This is a genomic window from Candidatus Izemoplasma sp., assembly GCA_036172455.1.
Lineage (GTDB): Bacteria > Bacillota_I > Bacilli_A > Izemoplasmatales > Izemoplasmataceae > JAIPGF01.
Genome location: JAXKVY010000001.1, coordinates 268,603 through 294,176 on the forward strand (window position 1 = coordinate 268,603; position 25,574 = coordinate 294,176).

The 25,574-nt window shown below is 35.9% G+C and carries 21 protein-coding genes; 5 read left to right on the plus strand and 16 right to left on the minus strand.

Annotation, left to right across the window (positions count from 1 at the left end):
* Positions 1-225 precede the first annotated feature (225 nt).
* Entirely contained in the window at positions 226-1,191 is a 966-nt protein-coding gene (locus UMR38_01240; GenBank protein MEC9484483.1) for a CorA family divalent cation transporter, read from the minus strand.
* A gap of 134 nt (positions 1,192-1,325) precedes the next feature.
* On the opposite strand from UMR38_01240, the gene mutY reads away from it, so the two are divergent.
* Entirely contained in the window at positions 1,326-2,366 is a 1,041-nt protein-coding gene (mutY, locus tag UMR38_01245) for an A/G-specific adenine glycosylase (protein MEC9484484.1), read from the plus strand.
* A gap of 30 nt (positions 2,367-2,396) precedes the next feature.
* Here mutY and UMR38_01250 read toward each other — a convergent pair whose 3' ends face one another.
* From UMR38_01250 to UMR38_01270, 5 genes are all read right to left on the minus strand, one after another.
* Complete coding sequence (locus UMR38_01250; GenBank protein MEC9484485.1) at positions 2,397-3,098, minus strand: DsbA family oxidoreductase; 702 nt, start codon at positions 3,096-3,098, stop codon at positions 2,397-2,399.
* A gap of 65 nt (positions 3,099-3,163) precedes the next feature.
* Positions 3,164-4,066 (minus strand): [Fe-Fe] hydrogenase large subunit C-terminal domain-containing protein, encoded by a 903-nt coding sequence (locus UMR38_01255; GenBank protein ID MEC9484486.1) that lies wholly within the window; start codon positions 4,064-4,066, stop codon positions 3,164-3,166.
* Entirely contained in the window at positions 4,045-4,893 is an 849-nt protein-coding gene (locus UMR38_01260; GenBank protein ID MEC9484487.1) for a 2Fe-2S iron-sulfur cluster-binding protein, read from the minus strand. The genes UMR38_01255 and UMR38_01260 overlap by 22 nt, the downstream gene beginning before the upstream one ends.
* 37 nt (positions 4,894-4,930) lie before the next feature.
* Positions 4,931-6,154, minus strand: coding sequence for an NADH-ubiquinone oxidoreductase-F iron-sulfur binding region domain-containing protein (locus UMR38_01265; protein ID MEC9484488.1), 1,224 nt, complete (start codon positions 6,152-6,154; stop codon positions 4,931-4,933).
* Positions 6,148-6,612 (minus strand): NAD(P)H-dependent oxidoreductase subunit E, encoded by a 465-nt coding sequence (locus tag UMR38_01270; GenBank protein MEC9484489.1) that lies wholly within the window; start codon positions 6,610-6,612, stop codon positions 6,148-6,150. The genes UMR38_01265 and UMR38_01270 overlap by 7 nt, the downstream gene beginning before the upstream one ends.
* Before the next feature lie 196 nt (positions 6,613-6,808).
* Between UMR38_01270 and UMR38_01275 the strand changes: the two genes are divergently transcribed.
* Together UMR38_01275 and UMR38_01280 are read left to right on the plus strand one after the other, a co-directional pair.
* On the plus strand, positions 6,809-7,666 hold the full coding sequence (locus tag UMR38_01275; GenBank protein ID MEC9484490.1) for a DMT family transporter: 858 nt from the start codon (positions 6,809-6,811) through the stop codon (positions 7,664-7,666).
* A 162-nt stretch (positions 7,667-7,828) separates the two neighbouring features.
* Positions 7,829-9,061: an aminopeptidase gene (locus tag UMR38_01280; protein MEC9484491.1), complete on the plus strand. Its 1,233-nt coding sequence runs from the start codon at positions 7,829-7,831 to the stop codon at positions 9,059-9,061.
* Positions 9,062-9,114: 53 nt separating this feature from the next.
* Here the strand turns inward: UMR38_01280 and UMR38_01285 are convergent, their stop codons facing one another.
* Positions 9,115-11,199, minus strand: coding sequence for an elongation factor G (locus UMR38_01285; GenBank protein ID MEC9484492.1), 2,085 nt, complete (start codon positions 11,197-11,199; stop codon positions 9,115-9,117).
* Positions 11,200-11,482: 283 nt separating this feature from the next.
* Between UMR38_01285 and UMR38_01290 the strand changes: the two genes are divergently transcribed.
* Positions 11,483-12,025, plus strand: a complete 543-nt coding sequence (locus tag UMR38_01290) for a class I SAM-dependent methyltransferase (protein ID MEC9484493.1) — start codon at positions 11,483-11,485, stop codon at positions 12,023-12,025.
* 64 nt (positions 12,026-12,089) lie between these two features.
* Here the strand turns inward: UMR38_01290 and UMR38_01295 are convergent, their stop codons facing one another.
* From UMR38_01295 to UMR38_01320, 6 genes are all read right to left on the minus strand, one after another.
* Positions 12,090-12,758 (minus strand): SOS response-associated peptidase, encoded by a 669-nt coding sequence (locus tag UMR38_01295; protein MEC9484494.1) that lies wholly within the window; start codon positions 12,756-12,758, stop codon positions 12,090-12,092.
* A 10-nt stretch (positions 12,759-12,768) separates the two neighbouring features.
* The gene (locus UMR38_01300; protein ID MEC9484495.1) at positions 12,769-13,710 is read right to left on the minus strand and encodes an ABC transporter permease; all 942 of its coding nucleotides are present in this window, start codon (positions 13,708-13,710) and stop codon (positions 12,769-12,771) included.
* Positions 13,711-13,884: 174 nt separating this feature from the next.
* Positions 13,885-15,234: a TrkH family potassium uptake protein gene (locus tag UMR38_01305; protein MEC9484496.1), complete on the minus strand. Its 1,350-nt coding sequence runs from the start codon at positions 15,232-15,234 to the stop codon at positions 13,885-13,887.
* Positions 15,235-15,264: 30 nt separating this feature from the next.
* Positions 15,265-16,086: an undecaprenyl-diphosphate phosphatase gene (locus UMR38_01310; protein ID MEC9484497.1), complete on the minus strand. Its 822-nt coding sequence runs from the start codon at positions 16,084-16,086 to the stop codon at positions 15,265-15,267.
* A 64-nt stretch (positions 16,087-16,150) separates the two neighbouring features.
* The gene (locus UMR38_01315; protein ID MEC9484498.1) at positions 16,151-17,014 is read right to left on the minus strand and encodes a radical SAM protein; all 864 of its coding nucleotides are present in this window, start codon (positions 17,012-17,014) and stop codon (positions 16,151-16,153) included.
* Positions 17,015-17,098: 84 nt separating this feature from the next.
* Positions 17,099-18,310, minus strand: a complete 1,212-nt coding sequence (locus UMR38_01320) for an FprA family A-type flavoprotein (protein ID MEC9484499.1) — start codon at positions 18,308-18,310, stop codon at positions 17,099-17,101.
* A 238-nt stretch (positions 18,311-18,548) separates the two neighbouring features.
* Here UMR38_01320 and pulA point away from each other — a divergent pair, with 238 nt between their 5' ends.
* Entirely contained in the window at positions 18,549-21,434 is a 2,886-nt protein-coding gene (gene pulA, locus UMR38_01325; protein ID MEC9484500.1) for a type I pullulanase, read from the plus strand.
* Positions 21,435-21,478: 44 nt separating this feature from the next.
* Here pulA and UMR38_01330 read toward each other — a convergent pair whose 3' ends face one another.
* From UMR38_01330 to UMR38_01340, 3 genes are all read right to left on the minus strand, one after another.
* A complete protein-coding gene (locus tag UMR38_01330; protein MEC9484501.1) occupies positions 21,479-23,110 on the minus strand; it encodes an alpha-amylase family glycosyl hydrolase in 1,632 nt (543 codons plus the stop codon).
* A 62-nt stretch (positions 23,111-23,172) separates the two neighbouring features.
* Entirely contained in the window at positions 23,173-24,570 is a 1,398-nt protein-coding gene (locus UMR38_01335; GenBank protein ID MEC9484502.1) for an extracellular solute-binding protein, read from the minus strand.
* A gap of 170 nt (positions 24,571-24,740) precedes the next feature.
* A complete protein-coding gene (locus UMR38_01340) occupies positions 24,741-25,565 on the minus strand; it encodes a hypothetical protein (GenBank protein ID MEC9484503.1) in 825 nt (274 codons plus the stop codon).
* Positions 25,566-25,574: the final 9 nt, after the last annotated feature.

Here is a 25,574-nt window from a genome sequence, read left to right on the forward strand (position 1 = left end):
CAACCCATTTTATCATATTTATCATGAAAAGTGAAAATTATTTTTAGTTCTATATAAGGTCCATTTTAACATCATGCTATTTAGACTATTTTGAGACAAGATGCGATACCCTTTTTAGCGCTTATTAATGCTCTAATATAAATGTAAGCGCAGTCATTAACACTTTGCTTTGTTAAAGGGTTAAAGCATTTTACACAAGTATTTATTATTTGTCAAATTGGATGGTTATATCCAATCTCTTAATTTGAAAAAGAGTATCATTATAATCGCAATAAATCCGCTAAAAGCAAAGAACCAAGGTAACGCATTTTGTACGGTTAAAATCGGCATATCAATAAAATTCATCCCAAAGACGCCAGCAAAAAACGATAATGGAATGAAAATGGCGCTAAAAATGGTTAATGTTTTCATTATTTCATTCATTCTATTAGCCATATAATTATTATATAAATCAACAATATTTCTAACCATTTCACGGTCTTCACTTAATAACATGTTTAACCGGTGGATATGATCGAATACATCTTCGTACTGCTGGGTTAATGACTCTGGTGGATTAAGATACTGTTTAAGTGTTTTTTGAACACTCGGATCGACTAATGTTTGAGCAAGTATTTTCAAGGTATAACTCTCTTTTCTTAATGTATGCAATGTCGTAATAGATTGATCTTCTTCTTCTAAAAAGCGTTGTTCTAATTCAAGTAAAGCACTTGCTAAATGGAGTTCCGTTTCTAAATAAAAATCAACCAGATGATCAAGCAATAAATATAGAAAATGATCTCTATCTAAAGAGCTGTCAGTGTCATCTTCTAAGCGTGATTTCAACTGATTAAACATATCAGTCGGTGTTTCACTGATTGTGATAATTTGATTGTTTCTACATATCACCTGAATATATCTAGATATATCTTTTGGATGGTTTTGTGACGTTCCATTCACAACCATATACATACTGTTATTATGTGTTTCAATTTTCGTTCGTTGATTCGGATAAAAGATGTCTTCAATCCATAACTTATCAACATTGATGTTAGTCAGTAAAGATTGAATTTGTGTTTGATCTTTAAGTCCATTAATTGAGATCCATTCCAATCCTGGATCTTCGTTAATAACATACGTTTGAATCTGTGTGTCATAATACGTTTGATGTAACGATAACCCTGCTCGATTTAATTTTGATAAACGTCTCATAGTAGCCTCCAATAATTAATATACTTCATTATAACACTTTTATAGTATAAATAAAAAACCCTTTATCAAGTATTATTGCAATCAACATAATTGTTTTTTTCATAAAAACCTTTTACAATAGGATAGGTGATATTATGGACAAACAACTTTTTACAGATAATCTATTATCATGGTTTCAAAAGAACAAACGTGAATTGCCATGGCGCATGAATAAAACACCTTACAAGGTCTGGGTATCTGAGATTATGCTTCAGCAAACCCAGGTTACGACTGTCATTGATTATTTTAATCGGTTTATGACTCAATATCCACATGTCAAACATTTAGCTCATGCAAAGCTTGATGATGTATTAAAACTTTGGGAGGGATTAGGCTATTACTCCCGAGCAAGAAACCTGAAAAAGACGGCAGAAAAAATCGTCTCTGAGAATAATAGCGCATTTCCTAGTGACTATGAGTCATTACTCAAACTCCCTGGTATCGGTCCATATACTGCGGCTGCTATCATGTCAATTGCATACAATGAGCCATATGCTGCGGTTGATGGTAATGTATATCGTGTAATGGCACGTGTGTTACGCATCCATAAAACAACCAAAGACCCCCAGGTTAAAAGAACCATTAAAACAGCTGTAGATGGCTTAATGCCGCGAGAACATGCCAGTGATTTTACAGAAGCCTTAATGGAGTTAGGTGCATTGATCTGTTTGCCAAAGACATCACCACACTGTGCTATTTGCCCATTACGTTCCCTTTGCTTAGCCTATAAGCATAATGAAGTAGACCTACTTCCCATAAAACAGCCACGAAAGAAAAAAGATATACAAGAAAAAACAGTCCTCGTATTTGTTTATAATAATAAACTCTTCATTAAAAAACGAGATGAAAAATTATTAAATCAACTTTATGGATTCGTTATGGAAGAAAAACATTTAACAAAAGAATTGATTAAAGCAAAATATTTAGATATATCCATCGATTCCATTGTGCATCTCAAAAACTATACCCATACCTTTACCCACTTGCAATGGAAAATAAAAGCGTATATCGTATTTACAGATATAGAACTTACCGATGGAATATATGTAACAATTGATGAGATTAAATCGACTTACTCATTACCTAGAGCATTTAATCAATTACTGCCCCAAATACAAAAAGCGTTGAAGTCATAAAAGTTATGGCTTCAACGCTTTTTTAATTATTTAAATTTCACAAGAGTCATCTGTACAAGTTGCGCCACTCGCATCATCATTGAGTGTTTTTAACGGTTGTTCTTCTTCCCATAATTTGTTTAACACTTGGGTGAAGTAAGCTTCTTGTTGCGCACCACTTACACCATATTTACGATTGAGGACAAAGAATGGAACGCCTCTGACACCAACTTGTCTACCCTCATCAATTTGTGTTTTTACTGTATCAGCAAATTGATTCGTGTTTAATACATTTTGCGCTTCTTCTTGATCTAACCCCACTTCTCCAGCAAGTGAGACTAAGGTATCACTGTCACTTAAGTTTTTGCCTTCTGTAAAATAGGCTTTCATAAAACGGGCCGTGATCTCTGGTTCTTTACCAAGCGTATTTGCCCATTTTGCGAGACGATGTGCATCAAATGTATTTGTCATTTGAATCTTGTCATAATCATACGTAAGGCCGACTGTTTTCGCATTCTCTTGAAACATTTTGAATCGTTCTTTGGCTTGCGCCTCGGTCATATTGTGCCCCTTTGCAAATGCCTTAGCAGGACTTGTAGTCATTACTTTTGGGGCATTTGGATTTAACTGATAAGCTTTAAATATGACTTCTACTTCATCTTTATGAGGAAACTTATTTAAAGCATTTTCAAATCGCGTTTTTCCAATATAACAGAATGGACACGCGAAATCACTCCATAATTCTATTTTCATTTATTCCAACTCCTTTTCCAATACATATTATGCCAAAAAGGTGGTATGTTTCGCAATTAATTTGCTTACGAACTATCAGAGTGTCGAGGATAATAACGGGTATGTAATAAATGATGAGATCGTTCACTAAGTGGTTTCTTCAAATACGTTTTATAGAGTGTTTTAATTGCAGGATTCTCGTGAGACTTACGAATTTCTTTGTGTAAATCGACTTGATAGGTCGTTTCCATTCGTTCTAATCGCTTTAAGGTGTCTGTCCCATATGGTTGCCCTCCACCACCAATACAACCGCCTGGACACGCCATAATTTCGATAAAGGTATAGGGACTATTCCCTGTTTTGATATCTTTGATTAATGTTTCTGCATTACTTAAAGAATGACTAACCGCTACTTTTATCTCTTTACCATTTAAGTTTACAGTCGCTTCTTTAATACCATTCATCCCTCTTACTGAAGTAAAGTCTAAAGATGATAGTGGCGTGTTTGTCACTATTTCTGTGACCGTTCTTAAAGCCGCTTCCATGACCCCTCCTGATGCGCCAAATAATTGCGCAGCGCCTGAAGTAATGCCAAATGGTTCATCAAAATCGATGTTTTCTAACTGATCAAAATTAATCCCCATTTGATTAAGCATTTTTTCAAGTTCTCGCGTGGTTAAAACAACATCGACATCAAGGTGATGATATTGGTCTCTAAACTCTCGTCGTTTGGCTTCATATTTTTTAGCTGTACATGGCATGATTGAAACAACAAAGATATCTTCTTTGTTTAAGTTATTAAGCTCAGTATAATAGTTTTTTGCGAGTGAACCAAACATTTGTTGGGGGCTTTTACAACTAGAGATATGTTTGAGTATATCAGGGTGACGCTGTTCAACATAATTAATCCATCCTGGACAGCAACTTGTCATCATCGGTAATACATCATTGTTTTGAAGTCTATAAATCAGTTCACTGCCTTCTTCCATAATTGTGTTAGGTCAGCCGTAAAATTGGTATCATATACCTCATCAAAACCAAGGTGTTTTAAAGCACTCACCAACTTGCCAATGGGGACCGTATCCGTCTCGCTATGAAATGATTCACCAATTGACACCCTAACGGCGGGGGCAACTTGTACGAGTGTCCGTTTTTGAGGATTATGTAAGTTTTCCCAAACCATTTGAGTATCATCTTTTTCCATAATTGCGCCTACTGGACATACATTGGCACACTGTCCACAAAATGTGCAAATCTCATCATTTAAACTTTGATTAAACGGGGGTGTAATCTGCATAGTATGCGATCGTCCGTTGCGTTTAAGGACATTCATCCCTTGGATGTGTTCGCAAACATCTACGCACCGTCCACACTTGATACATCGGTTCATATTTCTTACAAGTGATGGATTATGATCATCTATTGGCATCGCTTTAAATGTTGTCGTGAAGCGATTAGAATCAATTCCTAACGTTTTGGCTAAAGTTTGTAATTCACATCGCATATTCCGCGTACAAGCTGTACAATCCGCGTCATGTGATGATAAGATTAACTCAGTTATTGTCTTTCTCGCTTGTAAAACTCTTGGTGAGTTTGTTACAATCTCCATTCCCTCTTTCACAGGCGTTGAACAGGATGTTTTCAACATCCGTTCACCCTTTAGTTCAACTACGCAGATTCGGCAATCTGAGTTGATTTTTAAATCTGGATAATGGCACAACGTCGGGATGCTTATATTGTGCGTTTTTGCAGCATCTAAAATACTGATGCCTTCAGGGACATCTAACGGCGTGTTATTAATGGTAATTCTAGGCATGTTGACCCTCCTTATTACTTTGCTTAATGCGTTTATGTTACGCTCGTTCAAAATAGGTTAAAGTGGATATAATGGAAGTTGGCGAGGTTTGTCCTAGACCACATAAAGTGGTGGTGTGAATCACTTCTGCGAGCGATTTTAATGATTGAAAATCTTTATCTGTAGCTTTGAAATTGACAAATTTCTTTAATAAATGGACTAATTGAACATGTCCTTCACGACATGGCGTACATTTACCACAAGACTCATGTAAAAAGAAGGTCATATTGCGTAAGACAATATCAAACAAGTCATCATTTTCATCCATCACAATAATAGCCCCTGCGCCCATTTTAGCATCAAAAACTTCAAATGCTTCGTTATCGATGCTCATCGTGAGTAAACTAGGCGGAATAATTGGTCCACAGGCGCCACCAATCTGAACCATTTGGATTGGAATATCATTCACTGTGCCATTACCTAATTTATTAATAACATCAATAATTGGTGTCCCATAAGGGACTTCATAAAGGCCTTTATTTTTTACATGACCTGATAGACAAATAAGCTTTGTACCTGTTGCTAATTCACTACCTACTTTAGCATAGGTCTTACCACCATGTAAGATAATGGTAGGCAAATTACAAAATGTTTCTACGTTATTGATCAGTGTTGGTTTACCAAACACCCCTTTGTCCGTTGGATAAGGCGGTTTCACGCGCGTTCTCCCTGGTTTACCTTCAATACTTTCCATAAGCGCAAATTCTTCACCACACACATACGCGCCTGCCCCTCGCCTTATCTCTAGATGAAAGCTAAAGTCAGTATTTAATATTCGCTTACCTAAATATCCTTTATTTTCCGCAATTGAGATCACCCGCTGAAATTGTTTTATTGCCTGGTCATATTCTCCACGAATATACATATACCCATGCGATGCGCCTGTAGCATATGCACTGATTAAAATTCCCTCAAGTATTAAGTACGGATCTTTTTCTAATAAATACCGATCCTTAAAGTGCCCAGGTTCACCTTCATCGGCGTTACATACTAAGATTTTGTCCCCATCCGTTTGAAGCATTGCTTGCATTTTTATATGGGTTGGAAAGCCGGCACCCCCACGTCCTGTTAAACGTGATGTTTTAATCTCATTTATAATCGCTTCTTTTGGCATCGTTATCGCTTTATGGAACGCAATAAAGCCATCGAGCTTTAAATAATCATTTATATTAATACCATCATACTGATTGAATCGTTGTGTTAGCAAGCGTTGTGTTAGCATAAGGTCCCTTCTTTACACGACTCAATAATACGAAGAACCTTGCTCTTTGTTAGATTTGTATATATTTGATGATTAATCCGCATCACGGGTGCCTCATCACAATGTCCGAGGCAAGCAGATTCTTCTAATGTGAAATAGCCATCTCGTGTTGTTTCACCGGCAGAGATACCTAACGTTATTTCAAGTGTTTTAAGTAAACTAAACTCATCACTCAAATAACAGGGCACACCTTTACATACTTGGATGATGTACTTCCCATGTTTCTCACATCTTAGCAAGGTATAAAACGACATAACACTACAGACATGACTCACTGATACATCGAGCGCATCAGCAATTCTTGAAAGATCTTTGTCAGTCATGTGATGATCGGGTAACGCATGTTGGACATCAATTAAAATTTCAATTAATCTGTCCTTCTTAAACCCATGTTTCTTTAGAATTTTATGTAAATTCATCGTTGCCTCCTTTTATTGTTTTGTTTGCAAATTAAACCATGTTAATTATATCTTAGAGAACGCTTTCATACAACTGAATATTAATGGATATTAGATTAAATAAATATGAAAAATTTAAAAAATAAAAAAAATCGATAAATTAGGTGTTTTTAATGACATTTATCGGTATTTTGCTATAATAGATTTTGGTGATTATATGGCACATTTATCAAGCAAAATGAAAGGTATACTATTTTTACTTCTCTCAGCATTCGGCTTTGCGGTGATGAGTATTTTTGTGAAACTTTCTGGTGACTTACCAACCATACAAAAAGTTTTTTTTAGAAATCTAATTACAATGATCTTTTCGTTATCTTTAATTCTTTATTATCGGAGTAAATTGATTAATGATGTTCAACATATCCCACCGTTATTGTTACGAAGTATATTCGGAACATTGGGAATGATTGCTTATTTTTATGCGATGGATAATATGGTCCTAAGTGATGCCAATATGTTAAACAAGCTGTCAACATTCTTTTTACTTATCTTTAGTGCTGTATTTCTAAAAGAACGCTTAAAAGCTTATCAAGTAATTAGCGTTTTTATCGCCTTTATAGGGGCATTATTTATTATCAAGCCAGCCTTTCAGGTTGACTTGATTCCCTACTTAGCCAGCATCTCTGCCGCTATGTTAGCAGGTGCGGCTTACACCGTATTAAGATATCTACGCAATAAAGAAGCCTATTATTCAATCACCTTCTTCTTTTCAACTTTTAGTGTGATTGTTATTTTACCCTTTATGATGATCTATTATGAACAAATGAATGTATACCAAGTCATATATCTGCTTTTAGCAGGAATGTTCGCATCTATTGGTCAGTTCGGTATTACTATCGCTTATCAATACGCGCCAGCTAGAGACATTTCTATTTTCAACTATTTCAATGTTATATTTGTTACGGTTCTCAGTTACATTGTCTTTTTTAACTTCCCGGACATCTACAGCATCATTGGATATATCATTATTTTCTCTGCGAGTATTTATATGTTTCAAAAAAATAAAAGAATATAATCAATGATTAATGGTTCCTTATTGTATCGGACAAAAAAGGAACCATTTTTTTTACTTTCAAAACATCATGAAAGAGTTTTCAAAAAAGTCTAAAAATAGCACATTTATCTTTTAAATTTAGGCACTTTAATGATATACTATTTATTGAGAAAGGATGATACGATGAACGATAATTTATTAGAAAAGTTTGCTGATTTAGCAGTAAACGTTGGTGCTAATGTTCAACAAGACCAAGTTGTTGTTATTAATGCATCAACTGAGACAAAAACATTAGCTAGAAAAATAACTGAATCTGCCTATAAAGCAGGCGCAAAGAAAGTAATTGTACAATGGAGTGACGACTATGTCAGTCGCTATGGATATGATCACATGAATGTTGATACACTGACAGATATCCCTGAATATGCGATTAATAAGTACCAGTATTTTGTTGATCAAGGCGCGTGTGTAATAAGTATAACTTCACCAATTCCTGGATTAAACAAAGGCGTTGATCCAAAGAAAATGCAAGAAACTACAAAAGCCCGCTCACAAGCATTATCATTTTACAGAGAACATATGATGGGGAATAAGAGTCAATGGAGTATTGTAGCGGCACCAAATGTTCCTTGGGCGAATAAAATCTTTCCTGATTTAGACGATACAGAAGCTGTTGAAGCATTATGGGACGCTATTTTAAAAGCGTCACGTGTAACTGAAGATAACGATCCCATCCAAGAATGGAAAGAACATAATGAACGGTTATTGCACCACAATACCATCTTAAATGATTATCAGTTTAAAAGTCTCCACTTTAAAAACAGCTTAGGAACTGATATTACAATTGACTTAGTAGAAAACCATGTATGGGCTGGTGGTGGAGAGACCTCAGCAAAGGGTGTTTATTTTAATCCTAACATACCAACAGAAGAAACCTTCACAATGCCACATAAAGATGGCGTAAACGGTAAGGTTGTAGCGACCAAACCCCTTAACTATCAAGGGAATGTCATTGAAGATTTCTGGTTAAAATTTGAGCATGGTAAAGTCATTGATTACGATGCCAAAAAAGAAAAAGATACCTTAACTAACCTTTTAGAGTTAGATGAAGGTAGTTCCCGTTTAGGTGAAATTGCCTTAATCAGTCATGACTCACCAATTTCAAATATGGATATCTTATTCTTTAATACCTTGTTTGACGAAAATGCATCATGTCATATGGCCTTAGGACGTGCATACCCAATGAATATTGCTGGGGGAACACAGATGGATAAAGAAGAACTTACGAAAAAGGGCTATAATGATTCACTCGCACATTCTGACTTCATGTTCGGTAGTGAAGACTTAGCGGTTACCGGTATTACAAAAGATGGACAAAAAGTACCCATCTTTGAAAAAGGAAACTTTATTATATAATCTACAAAAAATAGACACTTTAGGATAACTAAAGTGTCTATTTTTAATAAGCTTTACTCTTCTTCTTGATCACGCTTAACCTGCGCGACAATATCATCAATCAAGTTACGTGGGACTTCTTCATAACGGACAAACTCACGTTTGAAGACACCGGTTCCTTGTGTCATTTGGTTTAAGTCAATTGCATAACTTACAATCTCAGCTTCAGGTACTTCAGCAGTGATTTGTTGTTTGCCACCATTTAACGGATCCATACCTAACACTTTACCACGACGTTTATTAATATCACCCATAACATCGCCAACATAATCATCATGAGAGATGATTTCAAGTCGCATGATTGGTTCAAGTAATGTTGGCATCGCTTTTTTAATTGCATCTTTAAAAGCTAAACTCGCCGCAATTTTAAATGAAATTTCATTTGAATCAACAGGATGGTATTTCCCATCATACAAGACAGCTCTTACACCTATCACTGGGAATCCAGCCAATGGGCCACTTTCAAAGGTGTCAATTAATCCTTTTTCTACTGCTGGGAAATATCCTTTTGGTACACTACCACCATGAATCTCTTCTTCAAACTCAAACTCTTCTTCATTTGGATTCATTGGTTCAAATCGGATATCGACAACACCAAATTGTCCACTTCCACCTGATTGTTTCTTATGACGTCCGTGACCTTCAGCTTTCTTACGAATAGATTCACGATAGACAATTTTTTGATCGAGAATATCCACTTCTACATCAAAAGCATTTTTCAATTTTTCTAAGGTATAATTAATATGTGCCATACCTTGTCCACCAATGAGTAATTGTGATGTTTCTCGATTACGTTTATACTCAATCGATGGGTCTTCAATAACAAGTTTATGTAATGACGATGAAATTTTATCTTCATCGCGTTTTTGTTTAGGATGGATTGCCACATAAATGGTTGGGGTTGGAATTTCTGGGCCACGATAAATGATTGGATGTTTTGGCGCACATAACGTATGGCCTGTTTGGATATCATCTAATTTAACGAGCACCCCGATATCTCCAGCATTTAAAGAATCAGTATCTAATTGTTCTTTCCCGCGTAAGAAACAAATCTGGTTGACTTTAATTTCCTCTTTTGTGACTGGGTTATATATTTTATCACCAGATTTAACAGTCCCACTATAGACTTTAATATAGTTCAAGGTTCCAATATATGGGTCGATACTGGTTTTAAATACATAGGCACTAAACGGAGCATCATTCACTGTTTTACGACGAATTTTTTCTGCCGTATCAGGATGCATACCCGCTTTTGGCTTTAAATCATTTGGTGCTGGCATGAACATTTCAAACATCTCTAACAAGTCACGCACACCGATATCTTTCAAGACAGATCCAACAACGACAGGTTTTAAATCCCCATTTAATACGCCTTCACGTAATCCGCCTGTAATTTCTTCATAAGTTAACTCAATACCATCAAAATGCTTTTCAAGTAATGCTTCACTACTCATTGCAACACTTTCAACAATATTTTCACGTGGTTCTTCGACTAATGATGCATAATTATCATCAATTTCTTCATCAACTACTTTACCTTCTTTTAAGACACGTTTTTTCATATCTACAAGATTGATATATCCTTTAAAGTCGTCATCTTCTATGACGGGATATAAAAATGGTACAGCTTTGCTACCTAAGATTTCTGTTAGGCTATCTAGTACTTTATCATACTTTACATTTTCTTTGTCCATTTTATTAATAAAAATGAATGTTGGTACATTTCGATCATTTAAACTATGTAAAATCTGTTCAGTTTGTAAATCAATCCCACGTTGTCCGTCTATAATCATGACAGCGCCTTTTACAACACTCAATGCTTGATTAACCTCATTAACCATACCTTTAGCACCTGGCGTGTCTAAGAAGTTAAATTTGAACCCTTCATATTCAACAGGAATGACTGATGTTGAATATGATGATGAATGACCTTTTTCTTCTTCTAAGAAATCTGAAGTGGTGTTCTCATCTTCAACGGTTCCTTTAACACCTTTTACATTTGTAACATGGAGCACAGATTCCATAAAGGAAGTTTTTCCCGAACTTTGCGGCCCCACAACAGCAATCGTCCGGATTTTTTCAATATCATATTTTTTCATAATTGTGTCCCTCCAAATTAGTTTCTTATGTAATGAATTGTGTTTGTAAACGGTTTCTCTATTCTTTATTCTAACATAAAATATAAAGAATTGGTAAACCGTTTTCATTTTTTTTGTGTCCACAATGGAAAAATCACATGGGTTGTTCATATAACTATGCCGTTATTATTCTTTGAAAAGCAAAATGGTCTTTGGAGTATGATGTAAAAGCGCTTGCAAAAAATTATAATTATCTCTTAAAAATCACTTGTTTCATGTTATAATGTGTGTAGAGGTGATAACAATGATAAAGAAAGTAATTCCTTTTGTACATAACAAACTTAAGGAAATTATTACCAACGATGACTATGTCATTGATGGAACATGCGGGAACGGATATGACACATTATTCTTGGCTAGACAAGCTCGAAAAGTGTATGCGTTCGATATCCAAGAACTCGCTATAGAAAACACAGAAGAACGCATGAAACGCAATAAAATTCATAATGTAGAAACGATTTTAGATTCGCACGAAAATCTCGACAAGTATGTCGAAGAAGACATTAAAGCTGCTTTATTTAACCTTGGTCATCTACCAGGTAGTGACCAACGAATCGTAACCCAAGGTCCATCGACAATTTCTGCCATTAAAAAGGTACAAGAACGCTTGGTACCAGGTGGTATGATTGCCCTTGTTGTGTATGTTGGTAAATTTGGTGGACAAGAAGAAAGCGATGACGTATTAACCTATGTTGAATCGTTAGACTTCGATGATTATCATGTCATTAAATATAGTTATTATAATAAACCGCAAGGTCCTTATGTGATCTGCATTGAAAAACAATAATGATGAAAATAACACCCTACTTTTTTAAGTAGGGTTTTTTGAATCAAAAAATGACATCCAACCATCATTTATTGATTGGTTGGATGTTTTCTTGTGTATTATTATGAACATTATTGACGCGTTGACTAACTGGATGGTGTTCTAATGTCACCTCATCACTTTCTATTAGCGATCGTAGTGCCTCGATTGATGTATCTTTACGCAACCACGTCTCTGCGGCTTCTTTGGTAAATATAACAGGCATTCTATCATGTAAAGACTGCATCTGTTTATTGGCATTTTTTGTTACAATTGCGACTGAAAAATGACTATTACCATCACGATCTTCATAGTCCGTATAGATTCCTGCAAAAATTAACATTGTGTCTATTTTAGGATGAATATAATAGGGTTGTTTCGCGTGTCCTTGTGTTTGCCACTCGTAAAAGCCATTAGCTAAAATTAAACAGCGGCGATGTTGAAATGCATGACGATAAATGGGTTTGTCATTAATTGTTTCAGAGCGGACATTGATAATCGGATATTTGAATTTTTCAAATGGTTTAAAGCCCCATTTAATGGTTCCTATCCGGTAAGTTTCTGCGCTTGTGATAACTGATATAATATTGTTTGAAGGGGCAATATTATAATTAGGCACTTCTAACTGATGCCGAATCTCATATGGTGAAAAGACATCATCTAAGTACGCAAGTAATTCATCATAGGTATAATGAATAACAAAACGACCACACATAGAATCACTCCTAACGTTTTACGCCCATTTTGATCCGGGGATCAATCAGAGGTAAAATCATATCGTTTATAAACCCAATTAATAATGCTAAAAAGGCATAAAACCCACCAACAACAATCACATTTGCTAAATCAAGATATACGGTATTCCCAAACCCACTAGATGTCACAATTGAGTCATACATTAATTTGGCAACGCCTGGTACTTGATACACAATTTCCATTAAAAATGAAAAACTTAAAATCACGACAAACGTATTGGTCATCTCTGGAATAATTGTCGTTAACACATGTTTGATGGTATGTCTAAAAATAATCTGCCGTCTGGTTAATCCCTTTGCACGTAAAATGTAGATAAATTCATCACTTAACTCATCAATTACTTCTGCACGTGTTAAACGAATGATATTGGCCATCGGCCAAAAGGATAAGGCTAAAACGGGAATAATAAGTCCTTTAAGTTGTTCAATTAACCCTTCTCCAACTTGCGTATACAAGGGATCTAGTATGAACAATCGATATCCAAAAAATAAAATAAGAGCCAATATCATGATATATATGGGAATCGATCCTATAGCTAAAATCGCATTGACAACCACCTTATCGAATACAGAATTTTTATAGACTGCGGCTAAGATGCCAAGCGTAAATCCAAAACTAACATAAAAAACATAGGCAGCTAAGTTAATCTTAACAGTCACCCACATTTTACTGATCGCGAGTTCCCATGCATCTTGGTTATATAAAAAGCTATCTCCAAAATACCAGTCTGAAACAACATCACTTAAAAACACTTTATATCTTCCCCATGCTAATATAAAATCTTCATATAAAGGGTGTTGCATACTCCACTTAGAAAACATCGCTACATTACCAAAGAACTGCACCAAAGAAACAATTAAAAATAGCGTCACAACCATTAAAAACATTCGTATTAAACTATACCGTAACACATAAAACACGCCTTTCAATACATCAAAACCATCTAATGATGTCGTTTTCTGTCAAATATAATGTACTCTTTAGACTGGTAATTATTATCACATTTGTAATCTATGATGCATGATTACATACCACTATATTATAACAAGTTTATTGAATAAAAAAAAGAGTGTTTTCACACTCTTTTAACCAATCATAATATGTTCATCTGGATAAGCAATCGCACTACTAACTTGGCGTCTTTCTGCTAATGCCATAAAGACTGTAAGTGGCCCAACACGACCAAAGAACATTGTTAAAGTGATAACAATTTTACCAACAGTACTCAACTCTTGTGTAATTCCTAATGATAATCCAACAGTTCCAAATGCACTGACTGTTTCAAAAATGATTTCCTTAAAGGTCGCATCTTCAGTGATACTTAAAATAAAGGCGACTAAAATCACTAAAGCTAATGATAAGGCGATAACGGTTAAGGAACGATTCACAAGATCCCTCGGTAACTTACGTTTAAAACTTTCTGTATCTTGTTTCCCTTTAATCACAGACGAAATTGTTGCGACAATCACACCTAATGTCGTAACTTTAACACCACCAGCGGTACTGGCACTACTTCCTCCGATAAACATAAAGACAATTGTCATGACAATCGTTCCCATCATCAATTTATCCATTGGCAAAGTATTAAACCCCGCTGTTCTTGGGGTCACGGAATGGAAAAATCCACTTAACAGTTTACCACCAATACCAAGATTTCCCATTGTTTCAGGATTATCAAATTCTAATGCCAATACAATGATAAACCCAAGCAAGAGTAAAATTCCGGTGATGGATAACGTCATTTTCGAATGTAAACTTAACTTTTTAAGACTTTTTTTCTCCATTAATTCAAGTAAGACAACAAATCCAATCCCACCTAAAATAATTAATAAGGCAATAACAATACTAACAACTGGATCTCCAACAAATGGGGTAAGACTTCGGAAATTCCCAATTAAATCAAATCCAGCATTACAAAAGGCACTGATTGAATGGAACACACTCAACCATAACCCTTTCCCAAACCCATATATTGGAATAAACCGTGTGGCGAGAATTAATGCCCCAATCCCTTCGAATAAAAACGTCAAAATTAAGACATATTTAGCCAAACGAACAACCCCACTAACAGATATTTTGTTCATTGCCTCTTGCATTATAACGCGTTCTCTAAAATTTATTTTTCGGCCAAGTACCAAGGCAAACAAGGTTCCCATAGTAATGATTCCGAGGCCGCCCACTTGAATTAACACCAAAATAACAACATGGCCAAATGTCGTCCAGTGTGTCAAGGTATCGACAACGACTAATCCTGTCACAGCAACAGCACTCGCTGAAGTAAATAGTGCGTTAACAAAACCAACACTTTCACCACTTTTACTCGCGATTGGTAAGGCAAGAAACACACTACCAATCAAAATTAACCCCGCAAAACCAAGGACAAGTATTTCAGCAGTATTCAATTTTATCAATTTAACTTTGTTTAGTAGATTCATAATAAACCCTTTCCCTCATATATAATGACATTAATTCGGTATATTTGTCACTATAAAGTATACCACAACTACAATTCCCAGTGCAATTCGATAGTAACCAAAAACTTTAAAATCATGTTTTTTTACATACCCGATTAGGAAACGTATAGCCACAATACTCATTAAAAATGACACAAGCATGCCAACAACTAACGCAATAATTTGATCAGATGTAAAATCAAACCCGTATTTATAGAGTTTTAATAAACTCGCGCCAACCATTGCGGGAATACTTAAAAAGAAACTGAACTCAGCGGCAACAAAACGACTTGCCCCCACAATTAGACCACCAATAATGGTTGCGCCAGAACGAGAAGTTCCTGGAATTAACGCTAAAACTTGAAACAAACCAATCAAAAAAGCAGTTTTAAACGGCAGTGTTTCAATACTCGTAATATTCGCTTTTTTATCACTCATATGATTTTCAACGACAATAAATACAACACCATATACTATTAACATCAGTGCGACAGTGATATAATTATAGAGTTTCGCCGTTAACCAATCATCCAATAACAATCCAAGAACGGCGACAGGTAAAGACGCAAACGCTATTTTTAACCATGTCATAATGACATTCATACGCTCTTTTTTATCTTTAATAAACGGATTTAACTTTTTAAAAAACAACACGCCTACAGCCGATATAGCCCCTAATTGAATAACGACTAAGAAAAGTTCTCTAAATGATGGTGACATATTCATATTAATCCATTCATCAGCTAAAATCATATGTCCTGTGCTACTGATCGGTAACCATTCAGTAATTCCTTCAATAATACCAATAATCATTATTTTTAATACTTCAATCATATTGTTCCCCCTAATAAAAATTCTACTCAATTATACACCATTTTTATCTTAAACTCAAAAAGAATTAGAACAATGATAACTGCCTTGTTTTTTTAGGGAATGTCTTCATATAAGTAAACACCTCATCAATGTCATAAAGGATGCCATGTGCTTCACACGTCTTTTCAACAAGATCTTTTATTTTAGTATGATTTGGTGAGCGGCATTCGTATCGATTGCCATATATCCGCTGATACCGTTGTTTCATCCCAGGAAAATGTTTATCAAGTTGCTGATAAAAGTACTCTCTATTCCCTTCACGCAGTGTCAGTCCCGCACCAAAAAAAATAACCCCTTTAACTTTTGCTTTCACACAATACATTAATAATCCTTGCATGTTTTCTACCGTATCATTAATAAATGGTAACAAAGGCGATAGCCACACAACTGTCCCAATCCCTGCTTGTTGAAACTCACACAACGCTTCAAACCGCTCTTTAGTTGTCGAAACATTCGGCTCTAACACTTGAGATAAGGCATCATCATAAGTAGTCAGTGTCATTTGAACAATCGCTTTACTGCGTTGGTTAATCTTTTTTAATAGATTTAAGTCATCTAAGATACGCGCAGATTTTGTTTGAATTGCAACACCAAAACCATACTTATAAATTACCTCTAAGGCTTGATGGGTGTATTTAATAGTTGTTTCAAGGGGGATATATGGGTCTGTCATTGCGCCTGTTCCAATCATACATTTTTGGTGTTTGCGGATCAATTCTGTTTCCAGTAGTTTTAGCCCATTCTCTTTCACATTGATATCTTCAAACCGGTGATTCATTTGGTAACATGTACTTCTAGAATCACAATAAATGCATCCATGGGTACATCCTCGATATAAATTCATGCCATTATGATTGGATAGAAATCCTTTTACTTGCGTATAATGCATATAACACTCTCCATGATTGTATTATACACGCTTAAGAAGTTGGATTCAAAAAAAGAATTCAAAAATTGAATTCTTTTCGTTGACTTATTGCATACTTTCTAAAAGGGCATCGACACCTGATTTAATCTTATGAATAGTCTCTTTATTGGCTGCGCCTTCAAAAGAAATAGGATCAACAAACGTCCATTTCATCCGGTAATTTGAAATAATCCCCATTAAATCTTTTTCAGCACTTGCATTCCATCCATATGAACCAAAGTATAATGCTTTTTTATTCGTTATTTTCTTACGACCACATTCATCAATCGCATGCGCTACAGGGGGGAACATACGATATTCATACGTTGATGCGGCAACAATAATTCCTTTAGCTGTAAAGACTTCTGTAACTACATCACTCTTAGTCGCATATGGTAACTTCAGTGTCGATACGGTAATATCTTTATCTGATAAATAGCTTTCAATAGCCGCTACTGCTTTTTCTGTGACACCATACATAGAGCCAACAAGAATGGTAATCTTATTGTCTCCATCACCGTTCGCATACTCACAATATTGTTTATATTGATCAATAATTTTGTTCACACTGTCTTTATATACCGGACCATGTCCTGGCGCGATCATATTGACATTAAGCTCTTCTGTTTTTTGAATTGCCCGTTTTACCATCGGTGAAAACGTTGTAAGAACATTAGAAAAGTATCGCACTGTTTCATAATCAAAATGGGCTTGATCGGACTCACTTAATTCTTGATAAAACACAGACGCTTGTAACGTACCAAACCCGCCATACATATCACACGAGAATAAGGTTTGTGTTGACTGTTCATACGTTAACATAGTTTCTGGCCAATGCACATTAGGCGTTGGATGAAAACTGAGTACTTTTCCTTGTCCTAAATCAACAGTGTCCCCTTCTTCAACAACTTGAATATGAAACGCATCCCCATAATAAGATGAAATAAACTGTGCGCCTTTTGCGGTGACTAAAATTGTAAAATCTGTCGTTATTTCTTTTAGGTTTTCAAGCCAACCAGAATGATCGGGTTCCATATGATTTACCACAACGTAATCAATATCATCTACTGTTATATCCATCGTCTTCAAATGCGCATAAAGTGTTTCTGGGACACCGTCCCATCCAATCACACCATCGACAATAGCGACCTTATCTCCTTTAACGAGATAAGAATTCATACTGACGCCATCTGGCAACTCCCACATACTTTCGAATAAGATATCATCTAAGTTCATTGTGAACATGAATATGCCGTCATTAATCCTCACATTATTCATCGTGTTTCCTCCTAAATTATCACTGTTTCTATTCTTTCTATCGTATTATATCGAACTCTTAATGTTTATTCAAGTTATTCAATCAACATTTTAGTACGTTATCTTAAGCAATCGTATCCAGAATATGATTAGATGTAGTCATTAAAAAAGTTGTAACCGTTATCACAATGTAAAATGATAACGATTACATACCTTGTTTATGCTATAATGGAAGTATCTAATTAAGGAGGAGTTATTTATGAAATTAATAAAAAAATTAGTGATGATGATAACGCTAATCACGGCGCTATTTGTCTCAACGCATATGACCGTTCATGCAGCGGATGCTACTGAACTGGTGGTACACTATTTCCGTTACGATCAATCGTATGATGACTGGTCGTTATGGTTATGGCAATATCAACCAAACGCTGGAGAAGGTCAACAATACGACTTTAACGGGACCGATGATTATGGGGTTTACTATGAACATACTTTAGCCGATACCCATTTAGAGGGGGCGAGCCAAGTTGGTGTCATTGTCAGAACCGATGACTGGGCAAAAGATGTTGGACAAGATCGCTATATTGATATGTCAAGTCCTAATAGTTCTGGAGAGGTTCATGTTTACTTAGTACAAAATGACCCAACGATCTACTATTCACTAGAGAATGCAGATGTTTCGAACAAAATCTTATCGGCAGCTTTTGAAGATGAAAATACGATATCGTTTAATGCAACAAGCAATGTATCATCTGATAAAGTTACGTTGTTAAAAGGTGATACATCTGTCCCAATATCTAATTTTAGTATGTCTGACTGGACGGGATCATTTGATATTGATGAGCCTGTTGATTTATCTAAAAAATATACCCTTGAGATCGACTTTGGGGACGACACCAATGCGACATCATCTGTCGGCTTTGATGGATTTTATGAAAGTGATGCGTTCAATGAAGCGTATGGTTACGATGGTGAACTGGGTGCAATTTATTCTGAAACAGAAACGACCTTTAAATTATGGGCACCAATCAGTGATGCTATTACATTAAACCTTTATACTGCTGGACATGATGCCAGTACTACTGACTATCAAGGAAATGTCGGTGTTGATGATCCGTATGAAACACATACAATGACTTTAGGTGATAAAGGGGTATGGTCAGTGACTGTATCTGGTGACTTAGATAAGGTGTATTATACATTTTCTGTCACAAATGGTGAGTATACAAATGAGTTAGTTGATCCGTATGCCTACTCTACTGGTGTTAATGGAGACCGGGGTATGGTTATTAACTTTGATCGATACAATCCCGATAATTGGTCATCCGACACCCGACCAGATACTATTGACAGCTATACAGACGCGATTATATATGAGCTTCATGTCAGAGATTTAACCAGTCATGAAACATGGAATGGTACAGAGGATTTACGTGGTAAGTTCTTAGGCTTGGTTGAAGAGGGGACAACATATCAAAATGTAACAACAGGCTTTGATCATATACGTGATTTAGGTGTTACCCACGTTCAATTATTACCTGTTTTCGATCACGGTATTATTGATGAGACAAGATTAAATGATCCAAGTTATTATGATATTCAAGACGGTATCTTCAATTGGGGATATATGCCTGAAAACTTTAATGCGTTAGAAGGTAGTTACTCAACCGATCCATTTAATGGTGAAGTGCGCGTTGAAGAATATAAAGAAATGATTCAAACTTTCCACGAAAATGATATTCGCGTTATTATGGATGTTGTTTATAACCATACTGGAAAATCAGCTGACTCAAACTTTGATATGATATTACCTGGTTACTACTTTAGAATGAATGATGATGGTACATTTTCTAATGGTAGTGGCACGGGGAATGAAACAGCGAGTGAGCGTTATATGTTTAATAAATATATGGTTGATTCATTAACCTATTGGGTCGAGGAATTTCACATTGATGGATTCCGCTTTGATTTAATGAAACTTCATGATGTCGATACAATGAATGATATCGAAGCTGCCTTACATGCAATTGATCCAACCATTATGATTTATGGTGAACCATGGACTGGCGGTACATCACAGTTACCAGACAGTGAAGCAGCTTATAATGCCAATTTAGGCGAGATGCCTGGTGTCGCTGTATTTAATGATGATACCCGTGATGGGATAAAAGGTAGTGTCTTTGAAGCCGCTGATAAAGGGTTTGTACAAGGAAATAACTATGCCGATGCAAGAGTGTTACTCGGCATTACAGGTGCGACTGAGCAACCTAATTTACCATTAGGTGCTTTACCTAAAGGACCTTGGGCACACAGTCCAAATCAAGCAATAAACTACGTTACTGCACACGATAATAATACCTTACATGATAAATTGTTCTTATCTACGTTTGCCTCACCTGAGACCTTAGTCAGAATGCAAAGGCAAGCAAATGCCTTAATCTTAACATCGCAAGGTGTTCCGTTCTTACATGCTGGGGTTGAAATGATGCGCACTAAACCATGTGTTGTCATAGATGGCGTTGCACAAGGGGAATGTGATAGCCAAAATCGTTTTGATCATAACAGCTATCGTTCGCCAGATGAAACCAACCAAATTAATTGGAACTGGAAAGTGGACTATTATGAAACATATGAATATTATCGTGCACTCATTCATCTACGTAAAACAAAGGATGTCTTCACACTCGAAACAACAGAAGCGATAACCGAGCATTTACAGTTAATCTTAGATGATCAATCAGGTTTTGTCTCGTTCTTACTCCATGACGATGATGACCCATGGAAAACAACTTACTTCCTGTATAATAATGGCTATGAGTCACGTGATGTGACATTATTAGAAGGTACATGGCATGTTGTTGCGACAACAGATGATATTGGAGCCATTGAAGAAAATGGACTCTCTACATTATATGTTCAAGAAGGGGGGCAAACAATTACCCTTGGTGTCAATGATACTCTCATAATGTATTCTGAAGAACGGGTTGAGTATGATGGTGATTTAATCGGAGCCGATACCCCTACAGAAGACAATAGTACAGGGTTTTTCTCATCGACAAACTTTACTGCTCTTGTAATTGTTGGAACCGCTGTAATTGGCGCGTTAGTCTTGTTTATCGTCAGAAAGAAACAGTCATTATAAATAACCAAAAAAAATCATATCAGACAATCTGATATGATTTTTTATTATTCAGTCAATGTCACATCCGTCTCATCAATCTCAATCACCACTGATTCTAAAGGATCGAGTGTTAACATACTATCAGTGAGATTGATTGTGTCACTGCCATAAAGTACAGTGTGTGTACTCAGTGTATGTGATACAGATTGTTCTAATTGACTCATGTTATGGATGATCAATAGGGTTTGATTGTCTGCGACCATAAGATATGCCAACAACCGACTATGATCATTATTCACCATCATGAAATCACCATGTGCCAATGCTTGATTGGTTTGTTTTAAAGTGATCAAGGTTTGGTAATGGTTAAGCATTGAAGAGGTGTTCGCTAATTGCTTAATGACTCCGTCTAATGCGGCATTATAAGGATTCCAATCTGCAATACCACCACTCTGTCCTTGGACATTACGGGGATCATCTTCTCCCCAAATAAATGGTTGACGGATACTTTCATCTGGTTTAACACCTGTCATGCCTAATTCTTCACCATAATACACCCAAGATATACCCGGTAAGGTGAAGTTAATAGCTGCGGCAAGTTGTGCTTTTTCAAGATTACCATTGAGTTGATCAATAATACGGTTTTGATCATGGTTTGTTAGAAAGATTGAGTCAATATAAGTTTCACGGGTTTCGCTGTATTCGGCATCTAAATCCACCATCACATCTGTAATCGGGGTAGCGGTCCCTGTGAGTAATCCATCAATAATTGCCTCACTCAATGGAAAGTTAAAAGTGGAGTCCATACCCTCATAAAAATTTCCAATGTAACTTGATGATTCACTCCAAATCTCGCCAACAATAAAACTATCTGGATTGATTGATTTGATATGAGCATTGAGTTCTTTAAAGAAACCTGTATTTTCCTCTAATAAATTGGTTCCTCGGGGATATTCATTTAAATCATATAAATGTTTGGCCGCATCAATACGAAATCCATCCACACCTTTATCTAACCAAAATGTAGCGATAGATTTCAGTTCTTCACGAACCTCTGGATTATCTAAATTGAGTTCTGGCATTTGATCCCAAAAACTGGCATAATAGTATTCTCCATTATCAAAATACCACCCATCTTGTGAAGGATACGCTGCTTTATCACTTAAGTCATTCCAGATGTACCAATCTCTATAATCACTTTCTTTCGAACTTCGTGAATTAATAAACCATGGATGGTCATCTGCGGTATGATTAACAACAAAGTCCATTAAGACTTTAATCCCTCTTGTTTCTGCTTCTTCAAGTAATGTTTCATAATCGTCTAATGTTCCTAAGCGATCATCTATGGCATAATAATCTATGACATCATATTTATGGTAAGTATTCGATGGATGAATTGGGTTTAACCATAAACAATCAACGTTCAACGTTTCGCTTAAATAATCTAGATTGTTTGTGATGCCTTGTAGGTCACCATAGCCATCATTATTGCTATCGGCATAAGATATTGGGAAAATTTGGTAGCACACATCAACATTTTCTTCAAAATGAGGTGATGTGTCAACCATATCATACTCTTTTTTCCAAGACATATCATCATCATTATTATCGTTATCCTTTGGATCTGTGGTCTGTTGACATGCGGCTAATGTCAAAGACAATAACAAGATTCCAAGTAATGTTAGTATTTTTTTCATGTTAGTCACCTCTTTGAATGAAAAAGGCTCCCACAGGAGCCTTTAAACATATTTAAACGTTGTTATTCCGATACGTTGTTATCGTTAACCCATTGTTCCGCAGCACTGTGTATATCGGTTTGTGCAGCTGCAGGCGTCATTGTACCATCCCATACTTCACGGTAGAAGTTTTCAATAGAAATACTATAGTAAACATTCATTGCGCGAACAGTATCAGCATTTGGTAATGAACCAGCAGGTTCTAATGTATTAAAGCGCATACCATATGCAAACTCTTCTTTGTTTTCAGAATCAATTACAGGGTAGATACTTGCATCCGTTTGTAATGCAGGCAAGTAAGCTGAACTATTGATCATAACTTCTATAGTGTCTTGAGTATATAACCATCTTAAGACTTCACTAGCTGCAGATGGATACTCTGTAAAGGCATTAACAACAAACCCTTTGGTTTTCATTAATGGTGTTAATTGAACACCATCATATGTTGGCATTGCAGAGAATTTAAAGTCATATCCATGTTCTGCTTCTTTACCATCAACGTTCATCCAAGTTCCGACAAGTGAGAATGGATACGCACCATCTAAGTATGCATCCCATCTCCAACCCATAGAGGCTGCTGCTTTTTTAGTTCCGGTTTCATCAACACTCATATCATGGCTAGCAAATTCTTTGATAAATGCTAATCCCTCTTGGAATGCTGGGTCATCAAACCCTGGGTCAGTTAAATCTCCTGATGAGAATAATTGCCATCCACCAGCAGTTAAACTAGAGTAAGCACTCCATGGTTCACCTAAAGAGATAGGATACCATTCTAAAATGTCTTTACCTTCGAATTGTGGACGATCAGTTGTTTCATCAGCCATTGCGAAAATTTCTTCCCAAGTGTCAAATGCTTCTGGTAATCCATCTTCATTTTCATCTGTTAAATCAACATTTAATGCTTCTAACATTGTCTTGTTCCAAGAGAATGTCATACCATCATAAAATGCCGGTAAGTAATAATCTCCTTTGGCATTGATTGTTTCATATACAACTTCGTGCGTTTGTTCTGAACCTAAATCACCAAAGTATTCATGTAATGGTAATAAGTTAGCAACGCGTCCAGTCACCTCGTTATCAATAACTAAAGCAACATCTGGTGCTTCACCTTGACCAGTTTCGATACCTTGAACACCACTAGAATCTCCATTAGCTGATCCATAGTTTCTAAAGACAACTTTATCCTGTAGTTCAGGATATGCTGCGTTCCATGCTGCAACTAAAGCTGCACCCATATCGTCATTATCGACACCAATCTCAATGACTGCGCCTTCTTCCCAACGGAAGCGTTCATCTTCTGAACTCCAACATGCTTGCGTTCCATCTGGCGTTTCACAATCTGTGTATCCACGGTCAGTGTTACATGCAGATAATGCAAATACGGCCACAAAGGAAGCTACTACTAATAATAATTTTCTCATTTTTCTCCTCCTATTTTGTTTCTTGGTTTGATTTATTTTGATTCTACAATTATATTATAGCACAACCTGAAAGTGCTTACAAAGCAAATTGATGTGTAATCGGTTTCTTTTTGCTTTATAAAGGGATTTTTACTTGATTCATGCCCTTTATAGTTTGTGTACTATCAATATTAATAGATAACGCTATCGTGGTTATTTATTCGATAATAGATAAACATCATTCTAAGCCCGTAAGCTAGAATAAATATAATACCAGCATATCCCATGATAAAGAGTCCTAATAATGCTGTTAAAAGCGCTGGTCCTGTCATGGCAACAATTACAATTTTAATCGCGGCTAAATATGAAATCTTTTTAATCGCAGCTTTGTAATTTAAGATCATTAACATGATAGATAAAATTATGACATAGATAGCTGTTTGTGCAAATTGTGTTGTATATACCATATAGACTTGTTGACTGAAGTTGCTATAATATACATTTTGTAAAAATACATCAGTAATGTATTCTGTATAATCCGCTTCTGACATATCTGCGTCAGCGAAATTAACATTTCGAAAATCAAACTCATCTAACAATCGATAATCGCCACTTAAGATATATGCCGTATCTGATTCATCTACATAGATAATTGCGAGGTAATCTTCTCCAAAATAGATAATACTCTCTGTCACATTATCTGTGTCGAGTTCACCTCGATATTGTAATCGATAATCGCCATAATAATCATTAAGATTGGATTCATCGCAGACCATTGCCTCATTGCGTACTTCACACGGCAAGTCATCATCAATCATCGTGTCAAATGTTTCATAGATACCGTCAAGTCGATTGATAATCCGCACACCATCTGCTAGTCCATAGTAATTGGGCACTGTAATCAAACTCACGTTAACAAATAATAATAAAAACACGATAACGATATTAAACTGGTTTGCTTTCAGTATTGCTTTATTACTGAACATCATTCTAAAAAATAGTTTAAGTTTGTCCATACAAACACA

Coding starts and splice junctions, on each gene's coding strand:
- UMR38_01330 (MEC9484501.1), bottom strand. CDS start 23,110: ATGAAAAAAATACTAACATTACTTGGAATCTTGTTATTGTCTTTGACA.
- UMR38_01275 (MEC9484490.1), top strand. CDS start 6,809: ATGGCACATTTATCAAGCAAAATGAAAGGTATACTATTTTTACTTCTC.
- UMR38_01270 (MEC9484489.1), bottom strand. CDS start 6,612: ATGAATTTACATAAAATTCTAAAGAAACATGGGTTTAAGAAGGACAGA.
- UMR38_01335 (MEC9484502.1), bottom strand. CDS start 24,570: ATGAGAAAATTATTATTAGTAGTAGCTTCCTTTGTGGCCGTATTTGCA.
- UMR38_01295 (MEC9484494.1), bottom strand. CDS start 12,758: ATGTGTGGTCGTTTTGTTATTCATTATACCTATGATGAATTACTTGCG.
- UMR38_01310 (MEC9484497.1), bottom strand. CDS start 16,086: ATGATTGAAGTATTAAAAATAATGATTATTGGTATTATTGAAGGAATT.
- UMR38_01320 (MEC9484499.1), bottom strand. CDS start 18,310: ATGAATAATGTGAGGATTAATGACGGCATATTCATGTTCACAATGAAC.
- mutY (MEC9484484.1), top strand. CDS start 1,326: ATGGACAAACAACTTTTTACAGATAATCTATTATCATGGTTTCAAAAG.
- UMR38_01265 (MEC9484488.1), bottom strand. CDS start 6,154: ATGCTAACACAACGCTTGCTAACACAACGATTCAATCAGTATGATGGT.
- UMR38_01255 (MEC9484486.1), bottom strand. CDS start 4,066: ATGGAAGAAGGCAGTGAACTGATTTATAGACTTCAAAACAATGATGTA.
- UMR38_01280 (MEC9484491.1), top strand. CDS start 7,829: ATGAACGATAATTTATTAGAAAAGTTTGCTGATTTAGCAGTAAACGTT.
- UMR38_01250 (MEC9484485.1), bottom strand. CDS start 3,098: ATGAAAATAGAATTATGGAGTGATTTCGCGTGTCCATTCTGTTATATT.
- UMR38_01240 (MEC9484483.1), bottom strand. CDS start 1,191: ATGAGACGTTTATCAAAATTAAATCGAGCAGGGTTATCGTTACATCAA.
- UMR38_01285 (MEC9484492.1), bottom strand. CDS start 11,199: ATGAAAAAATATGATATTGAAAAAATCCGGACGATTGCTGTTGTGGGG.
- pulA (MEC9484500.1), top strand. CDS start 18,549: ATGAAATTAATAAAAAAATTAGTGATGATGATAACGCTAATCACGGCG.
- UMR38_01290 (MEC9484493.1), top strand. CDS start 11,483: ATGATAAAGAAAGTAATTCCTTTTGTACATAACAAACTTAAGGAAATT.
- UMR38_01315 (MEC9484498.1), bottom strand. CDS start 17,014: ATGCATTATACGCAAGTAAAAGGATTTCTATCCAATCATAATGGCATG.
- UMR38_01305 (MEC9484496.1), bottom strand. CDS start 15,234: ATGAATCTACTAAACAAAGTTAAATTGATAAAATTGAATACTGCTGAA.
- UMR38_01260 (MEC9484487.1), bottom strand. CDS start 4,893: ATGCCTAGAATTACCATTAATAACACGCCGTTAGATGTCCCTGAAGGC.
- UMR38_01340 (MEC9484503.1), bottom strand. CDS start 25,565: ATGGACAAACTTAAACTATTTTTTAGAATGATGTTCAGTAATAAAGCA.